The sequence below is a fragment of the Stenotrophomonas sp. 86428_Sma genome (genome assembly GCF_056481585.1).
Window position 1 is genome coordinate 2,621,740 of record NZ_CM151156.1, and the last position, 18,076, is coordinate 2,639,815.

At 65.6% G+C, this 18,076-nt stretch carries 15 protein-coding genes; 8 read left to right on the forward strand and 7 right to left on the reverse strand.

Annotated elements, in window-relative coordinates; all coding sequences use genetic code 11:
* The first annotated feature begins 5 nt into the window (after positions 1-5).
* On the forward strand, positions 6-716 hold the full coding sequence (locus ACZK3J_RS12075; protein WP_478475847.1) for an ABC transporter ATP-binding protein: 711 nt from the start codon (positions 6-8) through the stop codon (positions 714-716).
* On the opposite strand, the gene ACZK3J_RS12080 is transcribed toward ACZK3J_RS12075, so the two are convergent.
* The 3 genes from ACZK3J_RS12080 to ACZK3J_RS12090 all read right to left on the reverse strand — a co-directional run bounded on the left by ACZK3J_RS12080 (position 713) and on the right by ACZK3J_RS12090 (position 3,504).
* Positions 713-2,554, reverse strand: a complete 1,842-nt coding sequence (locus ACZK3J_RS12080; RefSeq protein ID WP_478475848.1) for an asparagine synthase-related protein — start codon at positions 2,552-2,554, stop codon at positions 713-715. The two genes, ACZK3J_RS12075 and ACZK3J_RS12080, sit on opposite strands and share 4 nt — an antisense overlap.
* Positions 2,555-2,565: 11 nt before the next feature.
* Positions 2,566-3,267, reverse strand: a complete 702-nt coding sequence (locus tag ACZK3J_RS12085; protein WP_423162349.1) for a lasso peptide biosynthesis B2 protein — start codon at positions 3,265-3,267, stop codon at positions 2,566-2,568.
* 75 nt (positions 3,268-3,342) lie between these two features.
* Positions 3,343-3,504: a hypothetical protein gene (locus ACZK3J_RS12090; protein WP_162292259.1), complete on the reverse strand. Its 162-nt coding sequence runs from the start codon at positions 3,502-3,504 to the stop codon at positions 3,343-3,345.
* Between the two features lie 157 nt (positions 3,505-3,661).
* Between ACZK3J_RS12090 and ACZK3J_RS12095 the strand changes: the two genes are divergently transcribed.
* Positions 3,662-4,636, forward strand: coding sequence for a hypothetical protein (locus ACZK3J_RS12095; RefSeq protein WP_478475849.1), 975 nt, complete (start codon positions 3,662-3,664; stop codon positions 4,634-4,636).
* Positions 4,637-4,942: 306 nt separating this feature from the next.
* Positions 4,943-5,797, forward strand: coding sequence for an AraC family transcriptional regulator (locus tag ACZK3J_RS12100; protein WP_277778404.1), 855 nt, complete (start codon positions 4,943-4,945; stop codon positions 5,795-5,797).
* A 58-nt stretch (positions 5,798-5,855) separates the two neighbouring features.
* Here ACZK3J_RS12100 and ACZK3J_RS12105 read toward each other — a convergent pair whose 3' ends face one another.
* On the reverse strand, positions 5,856-6,860 hold the full coding sequence (locus ACZK3J_RS12105) for an extracellular catalytic domain type 1 short-chain-length polyhydroxyalkanoate depolymerase (RefSeq protein ID WP_134951567.1): 1,005 nt from the start codon (positions 6,858-6,860) through the stop codon (positions 5,856-5,858).
* Between the two features lie 221 nt (positions 6,861-7,081).
* Between ACZK3J_RS12105 and ACZK3J_RS12110 the strand changes: the two genes are divergently transcribed.
* The 4 genes from ACZK3J_RS12110 to ACZK3J_RS12125 are packed head-to-tail and all read left to right on the forward strand — an operon-like array spanning position 7,082 to position 13,994.
* Positions 7,082-9,244 carry a TonB-dependent receptor gene (locus ACZK3J_RS12110; protein WP_478476981.1) on the forward strand — a complete coding sequence of 721 codons (2,163 nt, stop codon included), beginning with the start codon at positions 7,082-7,084 and terminating at the stop codon, positions 9,242-9,244.
* A 32-nt stretch (positions 9,245-9,276) separates the two neighbouring features.
* Positions 9,277-10,155 (forward strand): alpha/beta fold hydrolase, encoded by an 879-nt coding sequence (locus ACZK3J_RS12115; protein ID WP_049461116.1) that lies wholly within the window; start codon positions 9,277-9,279, stop codon positions 10,153-10,155.
* The gene (locus tag ACZK3J_RS12120; protein WP_478475850.1) at positions 10,152-10,628 is read left to right on the forward strand and encodes a MaoC family dehydratase; all 477 of its coding nucleotides are present in this window, start codon (positions 10,152-10,154) and stop codon (positions 10,626-10,628) included. The genes ACZK3J_RS12115 and ACZK3J_RS12120 overlap by 4 nt, the downstream gene beginning before the upstream one ends.
* Before the next feature lie 36 nt (positions 10,629-10,664).
* Positions 10,665-13,994, forward strand: coding sequence for a hybrid sensor histidine kinase/response regulator (locus ACZK3J_RS12125; protein WP_478475851.1), 3,330 nt, complete (start codon positions 10,665-10,667; stop codon positions 13,992-13,994).
* Positions 13,995-13,998: 4 nt separating this feature from the next.
* On the opposite strand, the gene ACZK3J_RS12130 is transcribed toward ACZK3J_RS12125, so the two are convergent.
* Positions 13,999-14,673, reverse strand: coding sequence for a response regulator transcription factor (locus ACZK3J_RS12130; RefSeq protein ID WP_032127250.1), 675 nt, complete (start codon positions 14,671-14,673; stop codon positions 13,999-14,001).
* Between the two features lie 129 nt (positions 14,674-14,802).
* Here ACZK3J_RS12130 and ACZK3J_RS12135 point away from each other — a divergent pair, with 129 nt between their 5' ends.
* The gene (locus tag ACZK3J_RS12135) at positions 14,803-16,449 is read left to right on the forward strand and encodes a fatty acid--CoA ligase (RefSeq protein ID WP_478475852.1); all 1,647 of its coding nucleotides are present in this window, start codon (positions 14,803-14,805) and stop codon (positions 16,447-16,449) included.
* A gap of 144 nt (positions 16,450-16,593) precedes the next feature.
* On the opposite strand, the gene ACZK3J_RS12140 is transcribed toward ACZK3J_RS12135, so the two are convergent.
* Both ACZK3J_RS12140 and ACZK3J_RS12145 read right to left on the reverse strand, forming a co-directional pair.
* Complete coding sequence (locus tag ACZK3J_RS12140; protein WP_257471405.1) at positions 16,594-17,085, reverse strand: hypothetical protein; 492 nt, start codon at positions 17,083-17,085, stop codon at positions 16,594-16,596.
* A gap of 178 nt (positions 17,086-17,263) precedes the next feature.
* The gene (locus ACZK3J_RS12145; RefSeq protein ID WP_032127248.1) at positions 17,264-18,007 is read right to left on the reverse strand and encodes a FadR/GntR family transcriptional regulator; all 744 of its coding nucleotides are present in this window, start codon (positions 18,005-18,007) and stop codon (positions 17,264-17,266) included.
* Positions 18,008-18,076 lie beyond the last annotated feature (69 nt).

Sequence of the window (18,076 nt, forward strand, 5' to 3'; positions counted from 1 at the left end):
TCCACATGCTGTCTGCAAAAAGCCTGGTCATGGAACACGGTGCACATCGGGCGCTGGATGACGTCAGCTTCGAGGTGAAGCCCGGCGAGATCTTCTGCCTGCTGGGCGCCAACGGCGCCGGCAAGTCGACCACCATCAAGCTGTTTCTTGGCTTTCTGAAACCCACCTCCGGTGCGGCCGAAGTGGACGGTCTCAGTGCGCACCAGCAGCCGCGGGAGGTACGCCGGCGGCTGCTGTACATCCCCGAAACCGTGGCGCTGTACGACGAGCTGACCGGCTACGAGAATCTGGACTACTTCGCCCGCCTGGCCGGTGTCGAGGAACGCTCGCCAGCGCGGTTGAAGGACGCACTCAGGTCCGCTGGTCTGGCGACCGACGCATTCGGGCGACGCGTGGGCCTCTATTCCAAGGGCATGCGGCAGAAGGTCGGCATCGCACTGGCCATCGTCAAGGAAGCCAGGGCTCTGTTGCTGGATGAACCCACCTCGGGCCTGGACCCTACAGCGTCAGCCGAATTCCATGAGTTGATCGTGCGGGAACGCGATCGCGGCACAGCGATCCTGATGGCCACCCACGATCTGTTCCGTGCCCGTGAGGTGGCGACCACGATCGGCCTGATGCGGGCCGGTCGCCTGCGCAGGACACTGGATGCCAGCACGATCACCGCGAACGATCTTGAGAGCCTGTACCTGGAAGAGATGAGCCGCAGCACCTAGGCCACGGCGGCCGCCTGCGCGCCATGCCCGCCTGACCACCGCCGCAGCCACGCTTCGATGTTGATCTGCGGGCCGAAGATGCCGAGCACCTGCGACGAGTGGTCCGGGCTGACCTGCTGGATGCCCGCATCGGCCAGCGCGCTGTCGAGATAGCCGCGCTTGGCCAGCATACCGTCAACCAGCAGATTCCTGATGAACTGCTGGTGCCCCTGGGTGACCGCCACGGAGTGATCATCCAGATAGGATTTCACCTTCCGCGACAGCAGCACCTCTGGCAACAGGCCTTTCATTGCACGCCGCGCGATGGTGCGGTCTTCCGCGTCCGCGATGAGCAGGTGCAGCGGAATGCGCGCGAACAGTTCGACAAGCGGCTGCGCACTGATCGGCGATACGCCATGCCAGTGGCCTGCACCTTCGAAGGGATCAAGGACGCTGGTCGGAAACACCATGCGGCCAATATGGGCCAGCTTGTAGGGTGATACGCGATGCCCCTGCGCCTGCGCGTGCCGCAACCAGGCCGGCTGCATGCCATCCTGTTCGGCGCGGTCCACCCGCACCCATGGGCAGGGTTTGCCCCAACGGCCATTGATGCTGCCTGGCCGCTTGAGCAGACCATGGACCATCGCATCCTTCAGCACGCCGTACAGTGAATCGCCGGACTGCGCGGTTTCGAAGGCGACGCGGAAGAAATCCCGGTCGATGCCGCGCCGCCAGGCGTAGTCGATCGCAGCGGCATTGCCCTTGAAACGCAGGAACACCGCATCACCGCCAACACCGGTGAACTGCACGGTGTCACCGTCGAAGGCCACGTCACGGCGGTGGAGAAGATAGCCGGAACAATGCGCCGGCCGGGCTGTACGCGGGAAGGTCATGATCTCTTCCAGCGCGCAGTGAGGTTGCCTTCGGTACTCGATGTATTCGCAACGCCTGCCCGAGGAATCACTGGCCCCTTGCACTGCCATCCGCGCGAACAGCCGTTCGTCGGCGCCGATGCCCTCATCGTAGTGGTGAACACACGTCACCTCCGGTGCCGACGGCGCCTGCAACAGGCCGGCCAGGATGATCGAGGAATCCAGACCGCCCGACAGCTGCAGCTGGATGCGCCGGTGCGGGCTGGCCAGTGCACCGATGCAGCCCAGCAGCGTGGAACGCGCCAGCGACACGGCTTGCTGAAGATCTTCGATCGGCGCGTCGCGGGCCAGCCGCACCACGTCCCACTGGCAGTGCCGGCCCACCGGCTCACCATCGAGGATGGAAACCGCTTCACCCGCTTCGACCGCCGTGACCTCCTGGAAGCCGGTCTGCAGGCCATCACGAAACGGATACAGCAGCGAGTACGACAGGAAGGACCAGTCAACGCTGAATTCGCGCAGACCCAGCATCAGGCAGTCTTCCATGTTGGAGAAGACCAGCGTCAACTGGCCCACCGTGGTCATATAGCACGGGATCTCCGCAGTGGGATCGCGCAGGACGAACCAGCTCGACGTTTCCTGCTGGAAGCCGAACGCCACGTAGCGGCCCCAGTAATGTTCTACGATGCTGCGGCCCTGGCTGCTGCAGGCGGCGTCCGCTGTTGCGGGATCCAGGTTCACGCAGCAAGGCACTTTGCCTTCGCCGAACGTCTTGTGGAATAGCTTGCCCAGTACCACCAGCGCGTTCGAGCGATCGCATTCGAAATAGCCGTGGTTGTCGCTCTGCACATGGATCGCCGCGCCGTTGTCGTTCAACACGCAGGCGATGCCGGGCAGCCTGGCGCCGATCCTTTCCACGATGCGTTCCGCCTGCGCCGTCGCGGATTCCGAGTGGGTGTTCCAGAGCACGGCGATGTATCGGTACATGGCAGGTTTCGTTACAGCACCAGGATGGGAACCATCCGGCGCAGGTTGAAGGGAATGTCGGTCAACACCTGATCGCCGTGCTGCAGCCAGCAATGCGCGGCGAACGGCTGGGTTCTGACGGCGAACACCCAGGCCGGAACGATGCCGTAGTTCGACAGGAATCCGCGCATCGCCAGGCAGTAGAGAAAGCACTCATCGGTTTTCCTGAAGGCCAGGGGTCGAAGCCAGTCGAACACCCGCACCCGCAGGGCCAGTTCTTCAGCGCTTACCGGCCGGCTGTGGCCGCGATCCGCCCGACGGCGCACGGCCGACACCGTGGAACTGAAAGGAAGGAACGTTCTGCTGCAGGCGGCATAGGCGCACGAGGCGATGAATCGACGCAGGTCGCACGCCATGATGGGCGGACGGCCTCGCGGCGCGCCTTCGCGCGCCCAGTACCGAGGCAGCGCAATGGCAGGGCTGGCAGCGGATTTCCCCTGCTGCGGATCCGCGGTGATCAGGCGGCGGTCGATCAAGGCCTGCAGAAGCCTTGGCGTGCTTGCGTCATCGGACTGCAGGGGCCAATCGAGAACGAGCTTGCCAAGGCCTGCGGCGCCGCGTTTTTCAAGGGAAAGATACTTTCCCGTGGCCTGGTCCAGAATCACCATCGCATCGCCGGTGACACAGACGTGGGCGTGCTTTGACAGGAAATACGGGGCGGCAGCCTGCTCCATCATGCGCTCCTGCGCCGGAACCGGAGAAGCGGTGCATGCAGGGCATGCACCGCAGATGCGACATTGCGCGGTAGATCAGGGCGACGTGGTCGGGAACACGCCATCCCACAACGTGCCGTGGTTGTGCGCCTTCGTTTCCGAAACCACCGAGCCCAGCTCGATCAGTTCGCCACCCATGCCCTGATCCTCAGGGTTCTGCTGTCCTGCCACTACACCCAGCTCAATCAGCTCGTTCATGAACATCTCCTATCGTCAGTGGATGTACCCGCGCATTGCGTTGGATCGCGTTGCATTGGATACGGAGCAGCCAAGCCACCATCGCCGCGACATTGCAGGGCGATTGCCGCCAAGGCACCTGAATGTTACGATATAACATATTATTTTGGCGTGACGAATGACGCCAGTGGCCCGTTGTCGATATGACCCACGAGAGGCGAGAGGGATGAGCAGCGAGATCAGAGACGACGGCCTGGATCCCACGCTTCTGCTGAAAGGGATGTTTCCCTTGCCGAAGTTCATCCGTTTCGTACGGGAGCGTTGCCCACCGGGACGCTTCGACGAGGCTGCGCTGGTGGAGGAATGGCGGACGGCACGTGCCGAGGTGCTGAGGCTGCAGCAGGAGGAAGCCGGTGAGGCCGACGCCATCAATGTCCATGCGTTACCGGATGAGATGCTGCCGCTGGCTGAGCAGGCGCTGCGACAACCCTCGATGCACCGGATGACGAGTGTTCTGCCACGCAGTTGGCAGATGGTCGAGATCGATCGACTGGTGATCTTCCAGGAGTGCATCAACCTGCGTCACATCGACCAGTTGGCGGCATCCCTGACCGCCTCGCCCAGCGCGCAGGAGGTCATGCAGCTTGTCGCGCGCAGCGGCAGCCATGCACATCCGGAAGTGCGCTTCACCCAGTCCGATGGCAGCTACACCTTCGCGTCCACCTCGAACGACCTGCGCTTCCTCGATGTGGCGACCCTCGATCCGGCTGCCATCGCCGACTACGAGCCGTTCGGCGCAGCCAGCCACGCCGTCGTCATCTATCTGGGTTTCAGTGACAACCTGATCAGCGCCACCCGGTTCGGCAGGCGCATGGTGCTGACCAATGGCTCCCATCGCCTGTACCTGCTGCGCCGGCTCGGGTTCCGCCATGCGCCCTGCCTCGTCACCGATGCCTCCGACAGCGACCTCAGCGAGGTTCTGCTGCCGGCGGCGGTCAAGCAGGATCGCGGGTTCTACCTGTCTTCGCCGCGGCCGCCGCTGTTCAAGGATTATGTCGACCCGCGCCTGACCTGCGTGGTACCGGTCACCCGCAAGCACTACGCTCTGAGGGCCAAGCTCGACCTGCAGAGGATCACGGTTCCGGCGCTGTAATCCTGGGCCGAACCCTCCCTTCCCTGGGGCCACGTCGACAGAGATGGCCGGATTGGTGAATCACCTGGCGGAACTGTCGAATGACGGTCTCCGGCCCGCCGAATACGCTTCCCCTCCTCGGTTCCAGAGGATGCCCGCATGAATGACACCGCCCCCGCCACTGAAGCAACACACAGTAGTCTGCCCATCATTCACGTCCTGATGGGATTCATCTGCGTCTGGCACCGACATGAACCCGGGCAGGCCCGTGATGAGGAGTGAGGCACGCTGTGGCGCCCGGCCGACCAGGGTTGCGCAGGTGCAGGCGTGACCAAGGCGGTTGCCGGGCGCAATGACGTGGGCGCCGATTACCCGGATCGGGTCGCGCAGACGGTCATGGTGTTCGAACTGGACCCGATCCCGGATGCGTGGGAAATGGACTTTCATTCGCATCGGAAAGCGCAGCTGCTGGTGGCCACGCATGGCCTGATCACGCTAGAGTCGCCAGCCGGCCTGTGGGTGGTGCCGCCGCAGGGGGCGATCTGGATTCCCGGCGGGTTGACCCACCGCGCCAGCAGCAGCGGAAAACCCCATGGGTTCGTCGTGTTCATTGATCCCGAGGCGGTTCCGGGATTGCCAGCCCACTGCTTCGCGATGGCGATCACCCCGTTCATGCATGCCCTGCTGCAACGCACCGCACGCCTGCCGCTGCAGTACGAGGACGGCAGCGCCCATGCCCGGCTGATGACCGTGCTGCTGGATGAGCTTGCTGCGGCGCCGCCGGAGTGGCTTCACCTGCCCATGCCTTCCGAGCCGCGACTGCGCGCCCTGGCCAATGCCATGCTGGCTGCACCGGCCGAGCGCGCAACGCTCGACCTGTGGGCCGGCCGGATTGGAATGAGCGAGCGCAACATGTCCCGCCTGTTCTGCGCTGAAACCGGATTGAGCGTGAGGCGCTGGCGGCAGCAGATGCATGTGATGGTTGCCCTGCCGATGCTGGCAAGGGGCAGGACGGTGCAGTCCATTGCCGATGACCTTGGCTACGACAGCGCTGGCGCCTTCGTGACCATGTTCCGCAAGGCGGTCGGCGCCCCGCCCAAGCGCTTCCTCGCCGAACGCGGGGCCTGGCTGCAGGCGCCCGACGCAGGCGATCAACCGCGGGCGTGGCCCGCCTGCGGTTGATCGTGCGCCCGGCGGCTGGCAAGGGCACGCCCAGGCTGCGCCCGGGCGCAGCGATCACTCAGCGCTGCTGATCCTTCAGGAACAACCACGTGATCAGCGTGGCATCCGGTCCCTTCGGGTCGGTGAACGGCAGGCCGGACTGGCTGCCGCTCCAGGCATGCCCCATGCCCTGCACAACATAGTGCTGCACCAGCGTCCTGCCACCGTAGGCGTAGGTATCCACCGTATACGCACGTCCACCCGGCACCTGGCCGTGATAGGTGCTGGTCGGCACGTACTTCACCGAGTCGTTGTCCAGGCCGTCGTCGGCCAGATCATTGGTCTGCAGGAACTGGCGCACCGCCTGCTGGCCGTTCACCGGATTGACGGTGAGATCGGCGCTGCCATGGAACACCAGCACCGGCAGCGGTCGCGGCGACGGCGATCCCGAGCACTGCCAGGCCAGACGGCCATTGCTGTCCGGCGAATAGATGCTGCCGGCCAGCAACGCATAGGCGCTACCGGAAATCGTGGTCGCACCCTTGAACATGCCACCGGAATGGATGGCGCCGGCAGCGAACACATCCGAATAGCAGGCCAGCATGATCGAGGTCATCGCGCCGCCCGCGGAAATGCCGGTGACATAGACCCGGTGCGGATCCACGCTGTAGCCCGCTTTCACCTTGTCCACGATGCCGGCCAGGATCGATGCTTCGCCGCTGTCGCGGGCCTGGTTGATCGGCAGCTGCCAGTTCCAGCAGCGGGCCGGATTGGAGGTGACGTTCTGCCGGGGGTAGACCACGATGAACCCCTCCGTGTCGGCCACATCATTGAAGCCTGACGCCTCGCCCATCAGGTTCGGCCCGGTCACACAGCCATGCAGCACCAGCAGCAGCGGCAGCGGCCGGCTGTCGTCATAGCCGGCCGGCACCCATACCTGGTACTCGCGGGCGCCGAACAGATTGCCGTACAGGCCGATATCCCAATGCCCGGCCGGGCCAGCGGCAACCGCGCTGCCCGCCATCGCCAGCCAGCTGCACAACACCAGCAGTACCGCCTTGATCGAATCGATTCCGGATTTCATGGCCAGATCCTCGTGCGTGAGTCGTGGATGAAGGAGTACCGGGGACCGCTTCCGGTTGGGGGCGCGCCCAGTATCCGCATCCACGGGCCGCTGCCGACTGGACCTAGGTCCACTCGCTGCTTGCCCATGACACCGCTAGCCTTGGCTGCAGGGGTGGCAATGGGCCATCCGCACGCTCATGCCTGGGGGAGGACCGAATGAAACGGAATTGTTTGAGTCTCATGATCGGCGCGCTGCTGGCCACGGGGCCGGTACTGGCACAGGAATCACCGACGGCAGGCAGATCCGCTTCGCCGACCAACCTGGACAGCATCAAGGTCACCGCGCGCAAGCGTGAGGAAACCCTGCAGGAAGTGCCGGTTGCCGTCACCGCATTTACCTCCGAGGCGCTGGACAAGATGAATGTCCAGGACATCAGCGACCTGGACGCGCAGGTGCCCAACCTGACCATCTACGCGGCGCGCGGCGCCAGCAGCACGGTCACCGCCTACATCCGCGGCATCGGCCAGTCCGATCCCACCTGGGGCGCCGATCCGGGTGTAGGCATCTACCTGGATGACGTCTACATCGCACGCCCGCAGGGTGCGCTGCTGGATGTGTTCGATGTCTCGCGCATCGAGGTGCTGCGCGGCCCGCAGGGCACGCTCTACGGCAAGAACACCATCGGCGGCGCGATCAAGTACATCTCGCGCGGCCTGCCCACCCAGACCGAGGGCTTCGCCCAGATCACCGTGGGCAACTACAGCCAGCTGGATGCGAAGGCGGCCATCGGCGGCCCGATTGGCGGCGCCGACAGTGGCCTGCGCGCCCGCGTGGCGGTGGCCAGCATGAACCACGACGGGTTTGGCGAGAACACCTTCAACGGCCAGCCGGTCAGTGACAAGCAGATCAACGCGGCACGCCTGAACCTGGGCGCGTACGCGGGCGATGACTTCGACGTGCAGTTCGCACTGGACTGGATCGACGATCAGTCCGGCATGCGCGGTTCGAAGATGCTGGCGCCCAATCCGTTCCTGCGCGCCTATCCACCGATGGACAGCCGCTACGACATCCGCTCGGGCATGCGCAATCTCAACAACGTGGAGAGCAAGGGTGCCTCGGCCACGGTGAACTGGCGGCCGAACGACGACATTGCACTGAAGTACGTGGTCGCCAAGCGTGAATCGGACAGCGAGGCCAACATCGACTTCGATACCGCGCCGGTCAAGCTGGCCGACGTGGGTGGCACCTATCACGACGACCAGGTCAGCAACGAAGTGCAATTGAACTACGATGCCGGCGGCCGGGTGCGCGGTGTGGTCGGCCTGTACCAGTTCAGTGGCGAGGCGGGCGGCCAGATCCAGAACAACTACTTCAGTGCGCAGTTCGCCGACAACCAGGGCAAGGTGTTGACCGACAGCATCGCGCTGTACGCGGACTGGACCTTCGACCTGACCAGCAAACTCAAGCTGGATGTAGGCGCCCGTTACACCGACGAGGACAAGCGCGCGATCGTGCTGAACCGCCTGTACGCCGACCCGGCCTTCAGCCGCCCGGTGGCGGTGACCGCGGACTTCGACAAGAAGACCAACTTCAAGAACGTCTCGCCCAAGGTCTCGCTGGACTACCAGATCACTCCGGACATCATGGTCTACGGCCTGGCCACGCGTGGCTTCAAGTCCGGTGGCTACAACATCCGCGCCAACGCTGTGGCCGTGCCACGCTCGGCCGAGCCGTTCGACGACGAGACCGTGGACAGCTACGAGGTCGGCAGCAAGATGGCCTTCCTCGACCAGCGCCTGTTCCTCAATCTGTCGGCCTTCTACAACAAGTACAAGGACATCCAGCTATCGGTCTTCACTGGCCTGGATACCAATGGTGATGGCATCGACGATTCCTTCTTCGGCGATTTCACCAATGCCGGCGCGGGTACCGTCAAGGGCCTGGAGGTCGAGTACCAGTATCTGCCCAGCCAGCACTGGCTGATCTCCGGCAACCTGGCCTGGCTGGACACCAAGTACGACGAGTACATGGATCGTGGCGTCAATGTCGCCAAGCAGATGAAGTTCACCAACGCGCCGGAGTTCTCGGGCGCGTTCAACGTGGAGTACCGCACCGACCTGGCCAACGGCAGCAACCTGTCGGCACGGGTGAGCTACAGCTACCAGAGCGAAGTGTGGCCGACCACTGATCTCAGCCCGGTGATCCGCCAGCAGGGTTACGGGCTGGTCAATGCCGGCGTCATCTGGCGCCTGGATGATGCGTGGACCTTCTCGCTGCAGGGCACCAACCTGGCCGACAAGGAATACCGCACCACCGGCTACAACATCCCGGCGGTCGGCACGCTGATTGGCTTCTATGGTCCGCCACGCCAATATAGCCTCAGCGTCCGTTACGATTTCTAGCGCATCCGTTACGATCTCCAGGAAGCTTCTGCATGACGCAGTCTTACGACGACCTGTACTGGAACAGCAATGATGGGTTGCGCCTGCACGCGCGCGACCATGCACCCGATGCGGGGCAGGCAGCGCGTGGCACGGTGGTCTGCATTCCCGGGCTGACCCGCAATGGCGCCGATTTCGATGCGCTTGCCGATGTGCTCACCGCCGAGGGCTGGCGCGTGATCGCGGTCGACCTGCGCGGTCGCGCAGGCTCGGAACGCGCATATGACCCGTCCAGCTACAACCCGCGTGCCTATGCGGATGACATGGTTGCGCTGCTGCGCTCGCAGAACATCGCCAAGGCGGTATTCGTCGGCACCTCGCTGGGCGTGCTGGTGACCATCACCCTCGCCTCGCGCGCGCCCGAGCGGATCGCGGGCGCAGTGCTCAACGATGCCGGCCCCAAGGTGCCGCGTGAGGCGCTGGCACGGATCGGCAAGTACGCCGGCAAGCCGGTGCCGCCGATGGACCTGGTGCAAGCCACCGCTTACGTGGAATCCATCGGCAAGGCCGCGTTCCCTCGCTTCAGTACCGACGACTGGCGGCAGATGGCGGTGCGCACCTTCCGCCCGCGCAGCGATGGGCTGCTGGAGCTGGATTACGATCCGGCCGTGATCCGAACGACACGTCCCTGGCTGCTGTGGTTGCTGCGGCCGGTGCTGTGGCGTGCGGTTCGTGGGCTGACCGCACGGGTGCCGGTACTGGTGGTGCGCGGTGCGCTGTCCGACATCCTGCCGGCCGATGTCGCGCGGCAGATGGCGGCCACCTCGGAAAGTGCCCGCCTGGTGGAAGTGCCGGATGTGGGACACGCTCCGATGCTGTCCGAGCCAGAGGCACGTGACGCGATCCTGACCTTGCTGGAGCGTGTGGCGTGAGTGCAGACAGCAACCTGCCTCCCGCGCTGCAGGCGTTGCAGCAGTGGGCGGCCAGCGAGCGGGTGAGTGGCGTGACCCACGTGGACCAGGCGCGCATCGATGCCTTTGCCGACGCCACCGGCGACCACAACTGGATCCACGTCGATCCAGGCCGCGCGCAGACGCAGCTGCCGGGCGGGCAGACCATCGCGCACGGTTTCCTGCTGCTCTCGCTCACCGTGCAGGACGATGTGGCCGCCCTCACCGGCTTCCCCGGCATCGCCCATGTGCTCAACTACGGCCTCAACAAGGTCCGCTTCCTGGCGCCGGTACCCAGCGGGTCCGGGGTGCGGGTACGCTCGCAGCTGGTGTCACTGGAGGCGCGCCAGCCCGGCCAGTGGCTGCTGACCCAGCACAAGGCCGTCGAGCGGGTTGCCGATGGCGAGCTGGCACTGGTCGCTGAGCAGCTGTCACTGATCGTGGTCGTCCCCTAGCCCCCCCCTGCCCGGTTCTCTCCCTACACTGGAGCGATGTTGACGCCCTCCATCGTCCTCTTCGCCTGCATTGCATGGACCGCACTGCTGTTTGGCGTGGCGCTGTGGGGTGAGCGCCGGGGGCACCGGCTTTCGAAGGCATGGCCGCTCATCTACGCGCTGTCGCTGGCCGTGCACTGCACCGCGTGGACCTACTACGGCGCGGCCTCGCAGGGACTGCAATGGGGCTTCCCCATTCCACCCACCCTGGCCGGCATGGCGTTGATCTTTGCGTTCGGCCTGCCCTTCCTGCTCCGCCTGGGGCGGCTGGCCAAGCAGCACAACAGTGCCACCATCGCTGATCTGGTCGTCGCACGACTGCGTGCCGATCGCGGCCTCGGCTTCACCATCACCCTGGTGGCACTGTTCGGCATCATTCCCTACATCGCCCTGCAGCTGAAAGCCGTCAGTCAGGGCCTGGGCGCCTTGCTGGGCGATCGTTTCGCGCCTGCTGCCGCGCAGCTGGACATGTCGTTCTGGTTCGCCCTGACGATGGCCGCGTTCACCCTGCTGTTCGGTGCACGCAAGGCATCGGCCACCGAGCCCAACCGTGGCATCGTGGTCGCACTGGGGCTGGAGTCGGTATTGAAGCTGGTGGCGCTGCTCGCCATTGGCCTCTATGCGGCGCTGTCGGTGCGCCAGGCGGGCACGCCGCTGCTGGAAAAGATGACGCAGCTGCCGCCACCGGCCATCATGCCGGACTATCTGACCATGGTCGCGCTGGGCGCGATCTCCGCGTTCACCCTGCCGCACCAGTTCCATGTCGGCGTGGTCGAGCTGCGCCAGACCTCGGACCTGAGGACGGCACGCTGGTTGTTCCCGGTCTACCTGCTGCTGATCGGGCTGCCCTCGGTGCCGATGGCGCTGGCCGGTGCCGCGCAGCTGCCCGCATCGGTGTCGCCTGACCTGTACGTGCTGGCGCTGCCGCAGGCCGGTGGCCACCACCTGCTGGCCTTGCTGGCCTATCTGGGCAGCCTGAGCGCCGCCACCGGCATGATGATCCTGTCCGGGCTGACCCTGTCGATCATGCTCGGCAACCATGGCTTCGGCTCACGGTTGCTGGACGGTATTGCCGGCGGTGCCGCGGCGGCCGACCTGCGTCCACGCGTGCTGGCCTTCCGCCGTGCCGGCATCCTCGCCGTGTTCCTGATGTCGTGGCTGTACAGCCGGGCGATGAGCGACACCGAGGCACTCAGCGATTTCGGCCTGATGTCCTTCACCGCCCTCTCGCAGCTGGCGCCGGCGGTCCTGCTGGCGGTGTATCGCCCGCGCACGCCCTCTCCGGCCATCATCGCCGGCATCGTGCTGGGGTCGTTGGCCTGGCTGTGGCTGGTGCTGCTGCCGATGGTGATCCCTGCCACGCCCCCCGCCTCGGGGCCCGATGACCTGCACTGGCTGTCCGTGGTCTCGCTGCGCCTGCAGTCGGGCCATATCGCCATCAGCATGGGCGCCAGTCTGGCGGTCAACCTGCTGACGGTTGCGCTGGTGTCGCGCGCGGTGCGTCCCTCGTTGCCGCGACGACGGGATGCGGTGGCGGCAGCCTCGCTGCGCAGGACGGCCGGACGCTTCCTCGGCCAGGAGCGGGCCCGGCAACTGATGGATGGGCATGCCGGGCAGCTGCTGGACGACGACCGGGTCATCACCATCGAACGCGAACTGAGCGCCGTGGTCGGCGCGGGCATGGCGCGCCTGCTGGTGGAGGCCGCTCGCGATGGCGGTGCCGCGCCCTTGGATGCGGTAACCCGTGCTGTAGGCGAAGCCACCCAGGCGCTGCGCTTCAACCAGCGCCTGCTGGAAGCGGCGCTGGAAAACATGAGCCAGGGCATCAGCGTGGTCGACGCGCAGCTGCAGCTGGTAGCCTGGAACAGCCGCTACGCCGCGTTGTTCAAGTTTCCGCCCGAGTTGCTGCAGGTCGGGCAGCCGGTGGTCAATCTGACAGCGTGGGCGCTGGCCGAACTGAAGATCGGCGACGGCCCTGGTGACTCTCGCGACAAGGCCCTGCAGCGTCGCGCCGCACACATGCGGCGTGGCACGCCGCATCTGTCCGAACGGATCTTCCCCGACAACACCATCGTCGAGATCCGTGGCAATCCAATGCCCGGCGGTGGCTACGTGGCCACCTTCACCGACGTCACCGCCTTCCGCCGCGCCGAGGAAGCGCTCAAGCGCAGCAATGAAACCCTGGAGCGCCGCGTACAGGACCGCACCGCACGGCTGGAACAGGCAGTGCACGAAGCCGAGCGCGCGAACGTTGCCAAGACACGCTTCCTGACGGCGGTCGGCCACGACCTGATCCAGCCACTGCATGCGGCGCAGCTGCTGACCGATGCGATGTCGCAGCACATCGAATCGGAGTTCCTCGACAGTTTCCTGCGCCAGATCCGTGGTGCGCTGGACTCCACCGACGACCTGCTGTCCGGGCTGCTGGATATCTCCCGTCTTGAGGCGGGCGGGCTGGTCGCCGATCCGCGCCCCTTCGCGCTGTCGACCGTCCTGGATCCGCTCGCGCAGGAGTTCGCGGTACTGGCGGCGGCGCGCGGCCTGCAGTTCCGCCATGTGCGGAGCCAGGCCTGGGTCCATAGTGACCCCCTGCTGCTGCGCCGGGTGCTGCAGAACTTCCTGGCCAATGCCATTCGTTACACCCGCCATGGCGGTGTGTTGCTCGGTGTGCGCCGCCAGGGACAGGCACTGCTGATCGGTGTGCATGACACCGGCCCCGGCATTGCTCCGGAGCAGCAGGCGGTGGTGTTCGAGGAATTCCACCGGGTCGATCGCAGCAACGGCCAGGGACTGGGCCTGGGCTTGACCATCGCGCACCGCATCGCCGACCTGCTGCACGCACCCCTGCACCTGCGCAGCGTGCCCGAGCACGGCTCGGCCTTCTCGATCAGCGTGCAACGCGCAGCACCCCCTGCGACCCCGCGCAGCTCGCCGCCGGCGGCCGGCAGCAGCGCGCTCAAGGGAGTCCGCGTGCTGGTGGTCGACAACGACCCGGACGCATTGGAGGCGATGCGGCAGCTGCTGCTTTCCTGGGGTTGCGATGTCATCGCGGCAGGCCAAGCCGATGACATCGGACCGTCAGCGCACGAGGCGGCGCTGTGGTTGTTCGACTATCACCTGGATGATGGCGATACCGGTGTTGCGCTGTGGAAGCGGCTGGTAGGCATGCATGGGCCGCGTCCGACGGTGATCCTCAGTGCGGATGCCGGCAGCGATACGCGCGAGGCGGTGCGCGGCGTTGGGCTGTCCCTGCTCAACAAGCCGTTCAAACCGTTGGCGCTGCGCTGGGCGATCAACCACCTGCTGGCGGCCAGCACCACGCCCTGACCGGTCAGGGCTCAGGCAGTTCTTCGATCTGCCGGGACGGATCGGCCAATCCCATTTCGTGCAGCACGCGGATGGCCTGCGCGCGGTTGCGCACGCCCAGCCGCTCCATGATGCGTGTCATGTGTGCCTTGACCGTGCGCAGCTGTACGCCCAGCCGGTCGGCAATCTGCTTGTTGAGCAGGCCCTCGGCCACCAGGCCCAGCACCTTGTACTGATGTGCCGACAGGCTGGCCAGGCGTGCGGCCAGGTCGGCATCCCTGCTGAACGTCGCCACCCGTGCCACCGGTTCGCGCAGCAGCGCCGGGATCCAGCGCTCGCCCTCCAGCACGGACTGCAGCGCGGACTGCAGCTCGTTCAAACCCGAGCTCTTGGGCAGATAGCCCGCGGCGCCAAGGTCGATGGCACGCCGGATGACCTGCGGCTCCTCGTTGGCGGAGACGATGATGATCGCCAGGCCCGGCTGCAACGCACGGATCGTGGCCAGCCCGGCAAGTCCGTGGTTGCCCGGCATGTGCAGGTCCAGCAGCATCAGATCGATCGACTGGTTCTCGATCACCTCCAGCACGCTGTCCAGCGAATCAGCTTCGCTGATCTGCAGATCGGCGACCGCCTCTTCCGCCGCGCGATGCAGTGCCGCGCGGAACAAAGGGTGATCGTCGGCGATGAGCAGGGTGGGCATGTCCTGGCGAGATTATCAAATCGGGTGCGCGCGGGAACAGGTACCTAGGTACGCTGGTGCAGCAGGAAGGGCTTGCTAGTGTGGTGCGGAGAAGGCCGGCGACCGCAACGCCGCCCACGAGGAAATGCCATGTCATCTGCCCCCACTCCCGATGCCAATGCCTATCCACTGCTGATCAAGCAGCTGCTGCTGATGCCGCTGGCGGTGAGCCCTGAACAGGAAATCGTCTACGGCGACCAGGTCCGATTCGACTACCGCACCCTGCAGGCGCGCATCGGCCAGCTGGCCGGCCTGTTGACCTCGCTGGGAGTCGGCCACGGCGACACGGTGGCGGTGATGGACTGGGACAGCAACCGCTACCTGGAGGCCTACTTCGCCGTGCCGATGATCGGTGCGGTGCTGATGATGGTGAACGTGCGCCTGGCCCCAGAGCAGATCGCCTACACGCTGAACCACAGCGGGGCGCGGGTGATCCTGGCCAACCGCGAGTTCCTGCCGCTGCTGGACGCCATCGACGAGCAGCTGCCGGACCTGCGCACGCGCATCCTGCTGGACGATGCAGGCGGTCCGCTGCCGCCAGGCTTCGCCACCGAGTACGAAGCGGGGTTGCGCGATGCCACGCCGATCGTCCGCTTCCCGGACTTCGACGAGAACGCCCGTGCCACGGTGTTCTACACCACTGGAACCACCGGGTTGCCCAAGGGCGTGTATTTCAGCCACCGGCAGCTGGTGTTGCATTCGCTGGCGGCGATGGCCGCGCTTGGCGGTGCACCCCGTCAAGGCCGCCTGCATCGTGACGATGTCTACATGCCCATCACCCCGATGTTCCATGTGCACGCGTGGGGCCTGCCCTACGTGGCTACCGCGATGGGCATCAGGCAGGTCTATCCGGGGCGCTACCTGCCTGCGAAACTGCTGGCGTTGATCGCCCGCGAAAAGGTGACCTTCTCGCACTGCGTGCCAACCATCCTGCACATGCTGCTGGAGCACCCGGACGCCGCGCAGACCGACCTGGAGGGCTGGAAGGTGATCATCGGCGGTGCCGCCCTGCCCCGTGCCCTGGCGCAGCGCGCACTGGCGCGGGGCATCGACATCTTCGGCGGCTATGGCATGTCCGAGACCTGCCCTCTGCTGACCATCGCCCAGATCGACGTGGACAGCGTGACCGATGCCGACGAGGTGCTGTCACTGCGCACCAAGGCCGGCATTCCGGTGCCGCTGGTGGACCTGCGCATCGTCGACCCGGACATGGGCGATGTCGCCCATGATGGCATCGCCACCGGTGAAGTGGTGGCGCGCGCCCCCTGGCTCACCCAGGGCTACCTGCACGATCCGGATGCATCTGCAGCACTGTGGGCAGGAGGCTATCTGCATACCGGGGACATCGGCAACATCGATGAATACGGCTACCTGAGGGTGACCGACCGGATCAAGGATGTGATCAAGACCGGCGGTGAGTGGATCTCCTCGCTCGCCCTGGAGGACATCATCGCCCTGCATCCGGCGGTCAGCGAAGTCGCGGTGATCGGCATCGCCGACACGAAATGGGGCGAGCGGCCGTTGCCGCTGGTGGTCAGGCAGCCTGGCAGTGAGGTGACCGAAGCGGAGATCATCGAACTGGTCGCTGCGCGAAGCCGCTCAGGGGACATCTCACGGTATGCGATTCCGGAACGGGTCAGTTTCGTGGAATCGATCGAGCGGACCAGCGTGGGCAAGATCAACAAGAAGAAGCTGCGTGGGTTGCATGACCCAGCGACTGGCTCGGGCCGTGGGTGATCTCCGCCCGATCGCCGAGGTCAATGCTCGAAGGACACGATGCAGGGCACGCCAAGGTATGAAGCGGCGCCCCGGGATGATGATCTCCCGGGGCACCACTGCTCTGCAGCAGGCCTGGTTCAGTTCTGCCAGGACCGGTCACCCTCAGTCGATGCAGGGTCCCTTCGCAGCGATCTCCGTGCCGGATCCCTTCGCACCGATGCTGGCCGGGCCCTGGCATGCATCAAAGCTGTACTTGATCAGCTTCCACGACCCACTCGACCATCGGTATGTCCACGACTCGGAAGCACCGCTCGGCAAGGTATTGGAGATCGAGATGACCTCGCCCTCCACACCGCGTGCAGGCAATGGAACAGGCGGGCCCGCCGCACCGGCCGGCTTCAGGCTGCCAGCAGACTGATAGCTGTGCGAGATGGCCAGTTCGCCCGTCTGCAACGCCGGCGCGTAGGCGGGCGAATTCCGTTTGATCCAATCGACGATGTAACCGGCTTCCAGCGAATCCGGCGCGTACGTGGCCTTCGCAACTACAGTGGCGGTCGCCGTGCCCGCGATCGGTCCTGCATTGACGCCCCCACCGGGGACTCCACTCAGTGCCAGCACCAATGGCAGCGCCGCGCCCAACAGCGAGAACTTCATGCCCTGCTCCTTGTGTGTATGCAGCTTTCTCAACGGGCCGTCTATGACCCGCGGGCAGTGTAGGCATTGCGGACAGGCTGGGCATCGGCGCAGTCATGCCCATTTCTCATATCCATCAGGCTTCGAGCGCGAGCTGCCCTGCTGAAGGTCGCAGCGCCGATTGTGTTGAACGCGGCGCTCAGATCCGCGTCGTTGCCATGAACCGTTCGCGGTCCTGCTGCGTACGGCGGCGGATCTCCTCCAGCGCCTGGCTTTCGGTCGCCTGCAGCATGGCTTCGAACAGGCGCTGGAAGTGATGGCGCATCGCATTGCGCGCGGCCACCGGATCACGCGCGCGCAGGGCTTCGAAGATCGCCATGTGCTCGTCCGCACGGCTGGCGCCATCATCATGGCAGACCCGGGCATAGACCTCGGTCACCCGCGGCAGTTCGCTGCGCATGCGCCAGATCTGCTGCACGAAGAATTCCACCACCGGGTTGCCGGAAAGCCGTGCGATGGCCAGGTGGAAACGGCGGTCGTACTCGCCGGCTTCCGCGTCACTCAGGTCGCGACGGCACAGCGCTTCGGCCAACGCCTGCAGCTCGGCAATGCCGGCATCATCCAGATTGCTGGCAGCCAGAGCGGCGGCCTCGGCCTCGAATACCGCGCGGGCGGCGGTGAGGTCGAAGGCGCTGACATCCGGCAGCCCGCCGGACGCCTGCGTCGGGCGCGGTTTCACATGCACGCCCGAGCCGATGCGGATGGCGATCCAGCCCTGCGCTTCCAGTGCGATCTCGGCTTCGCGGATGGTGACCCGGCTGACACCGAACCGTTCGGCCAGCTCACGCTCGCCCGGCAGCCGCGAGCCCGGCGGAAATTCGCCGTCCTCGATCAGCTTGCGGAGCTTGGCAGCGATGGTCTGGTAAAGGCGGTTGGCGGACATGCGGCTGACCCTTGGCGATTCCTTCCGGGTCCCTGCCCTGCCACCGCGGCCGGCAAGGGTCCGGTTGGA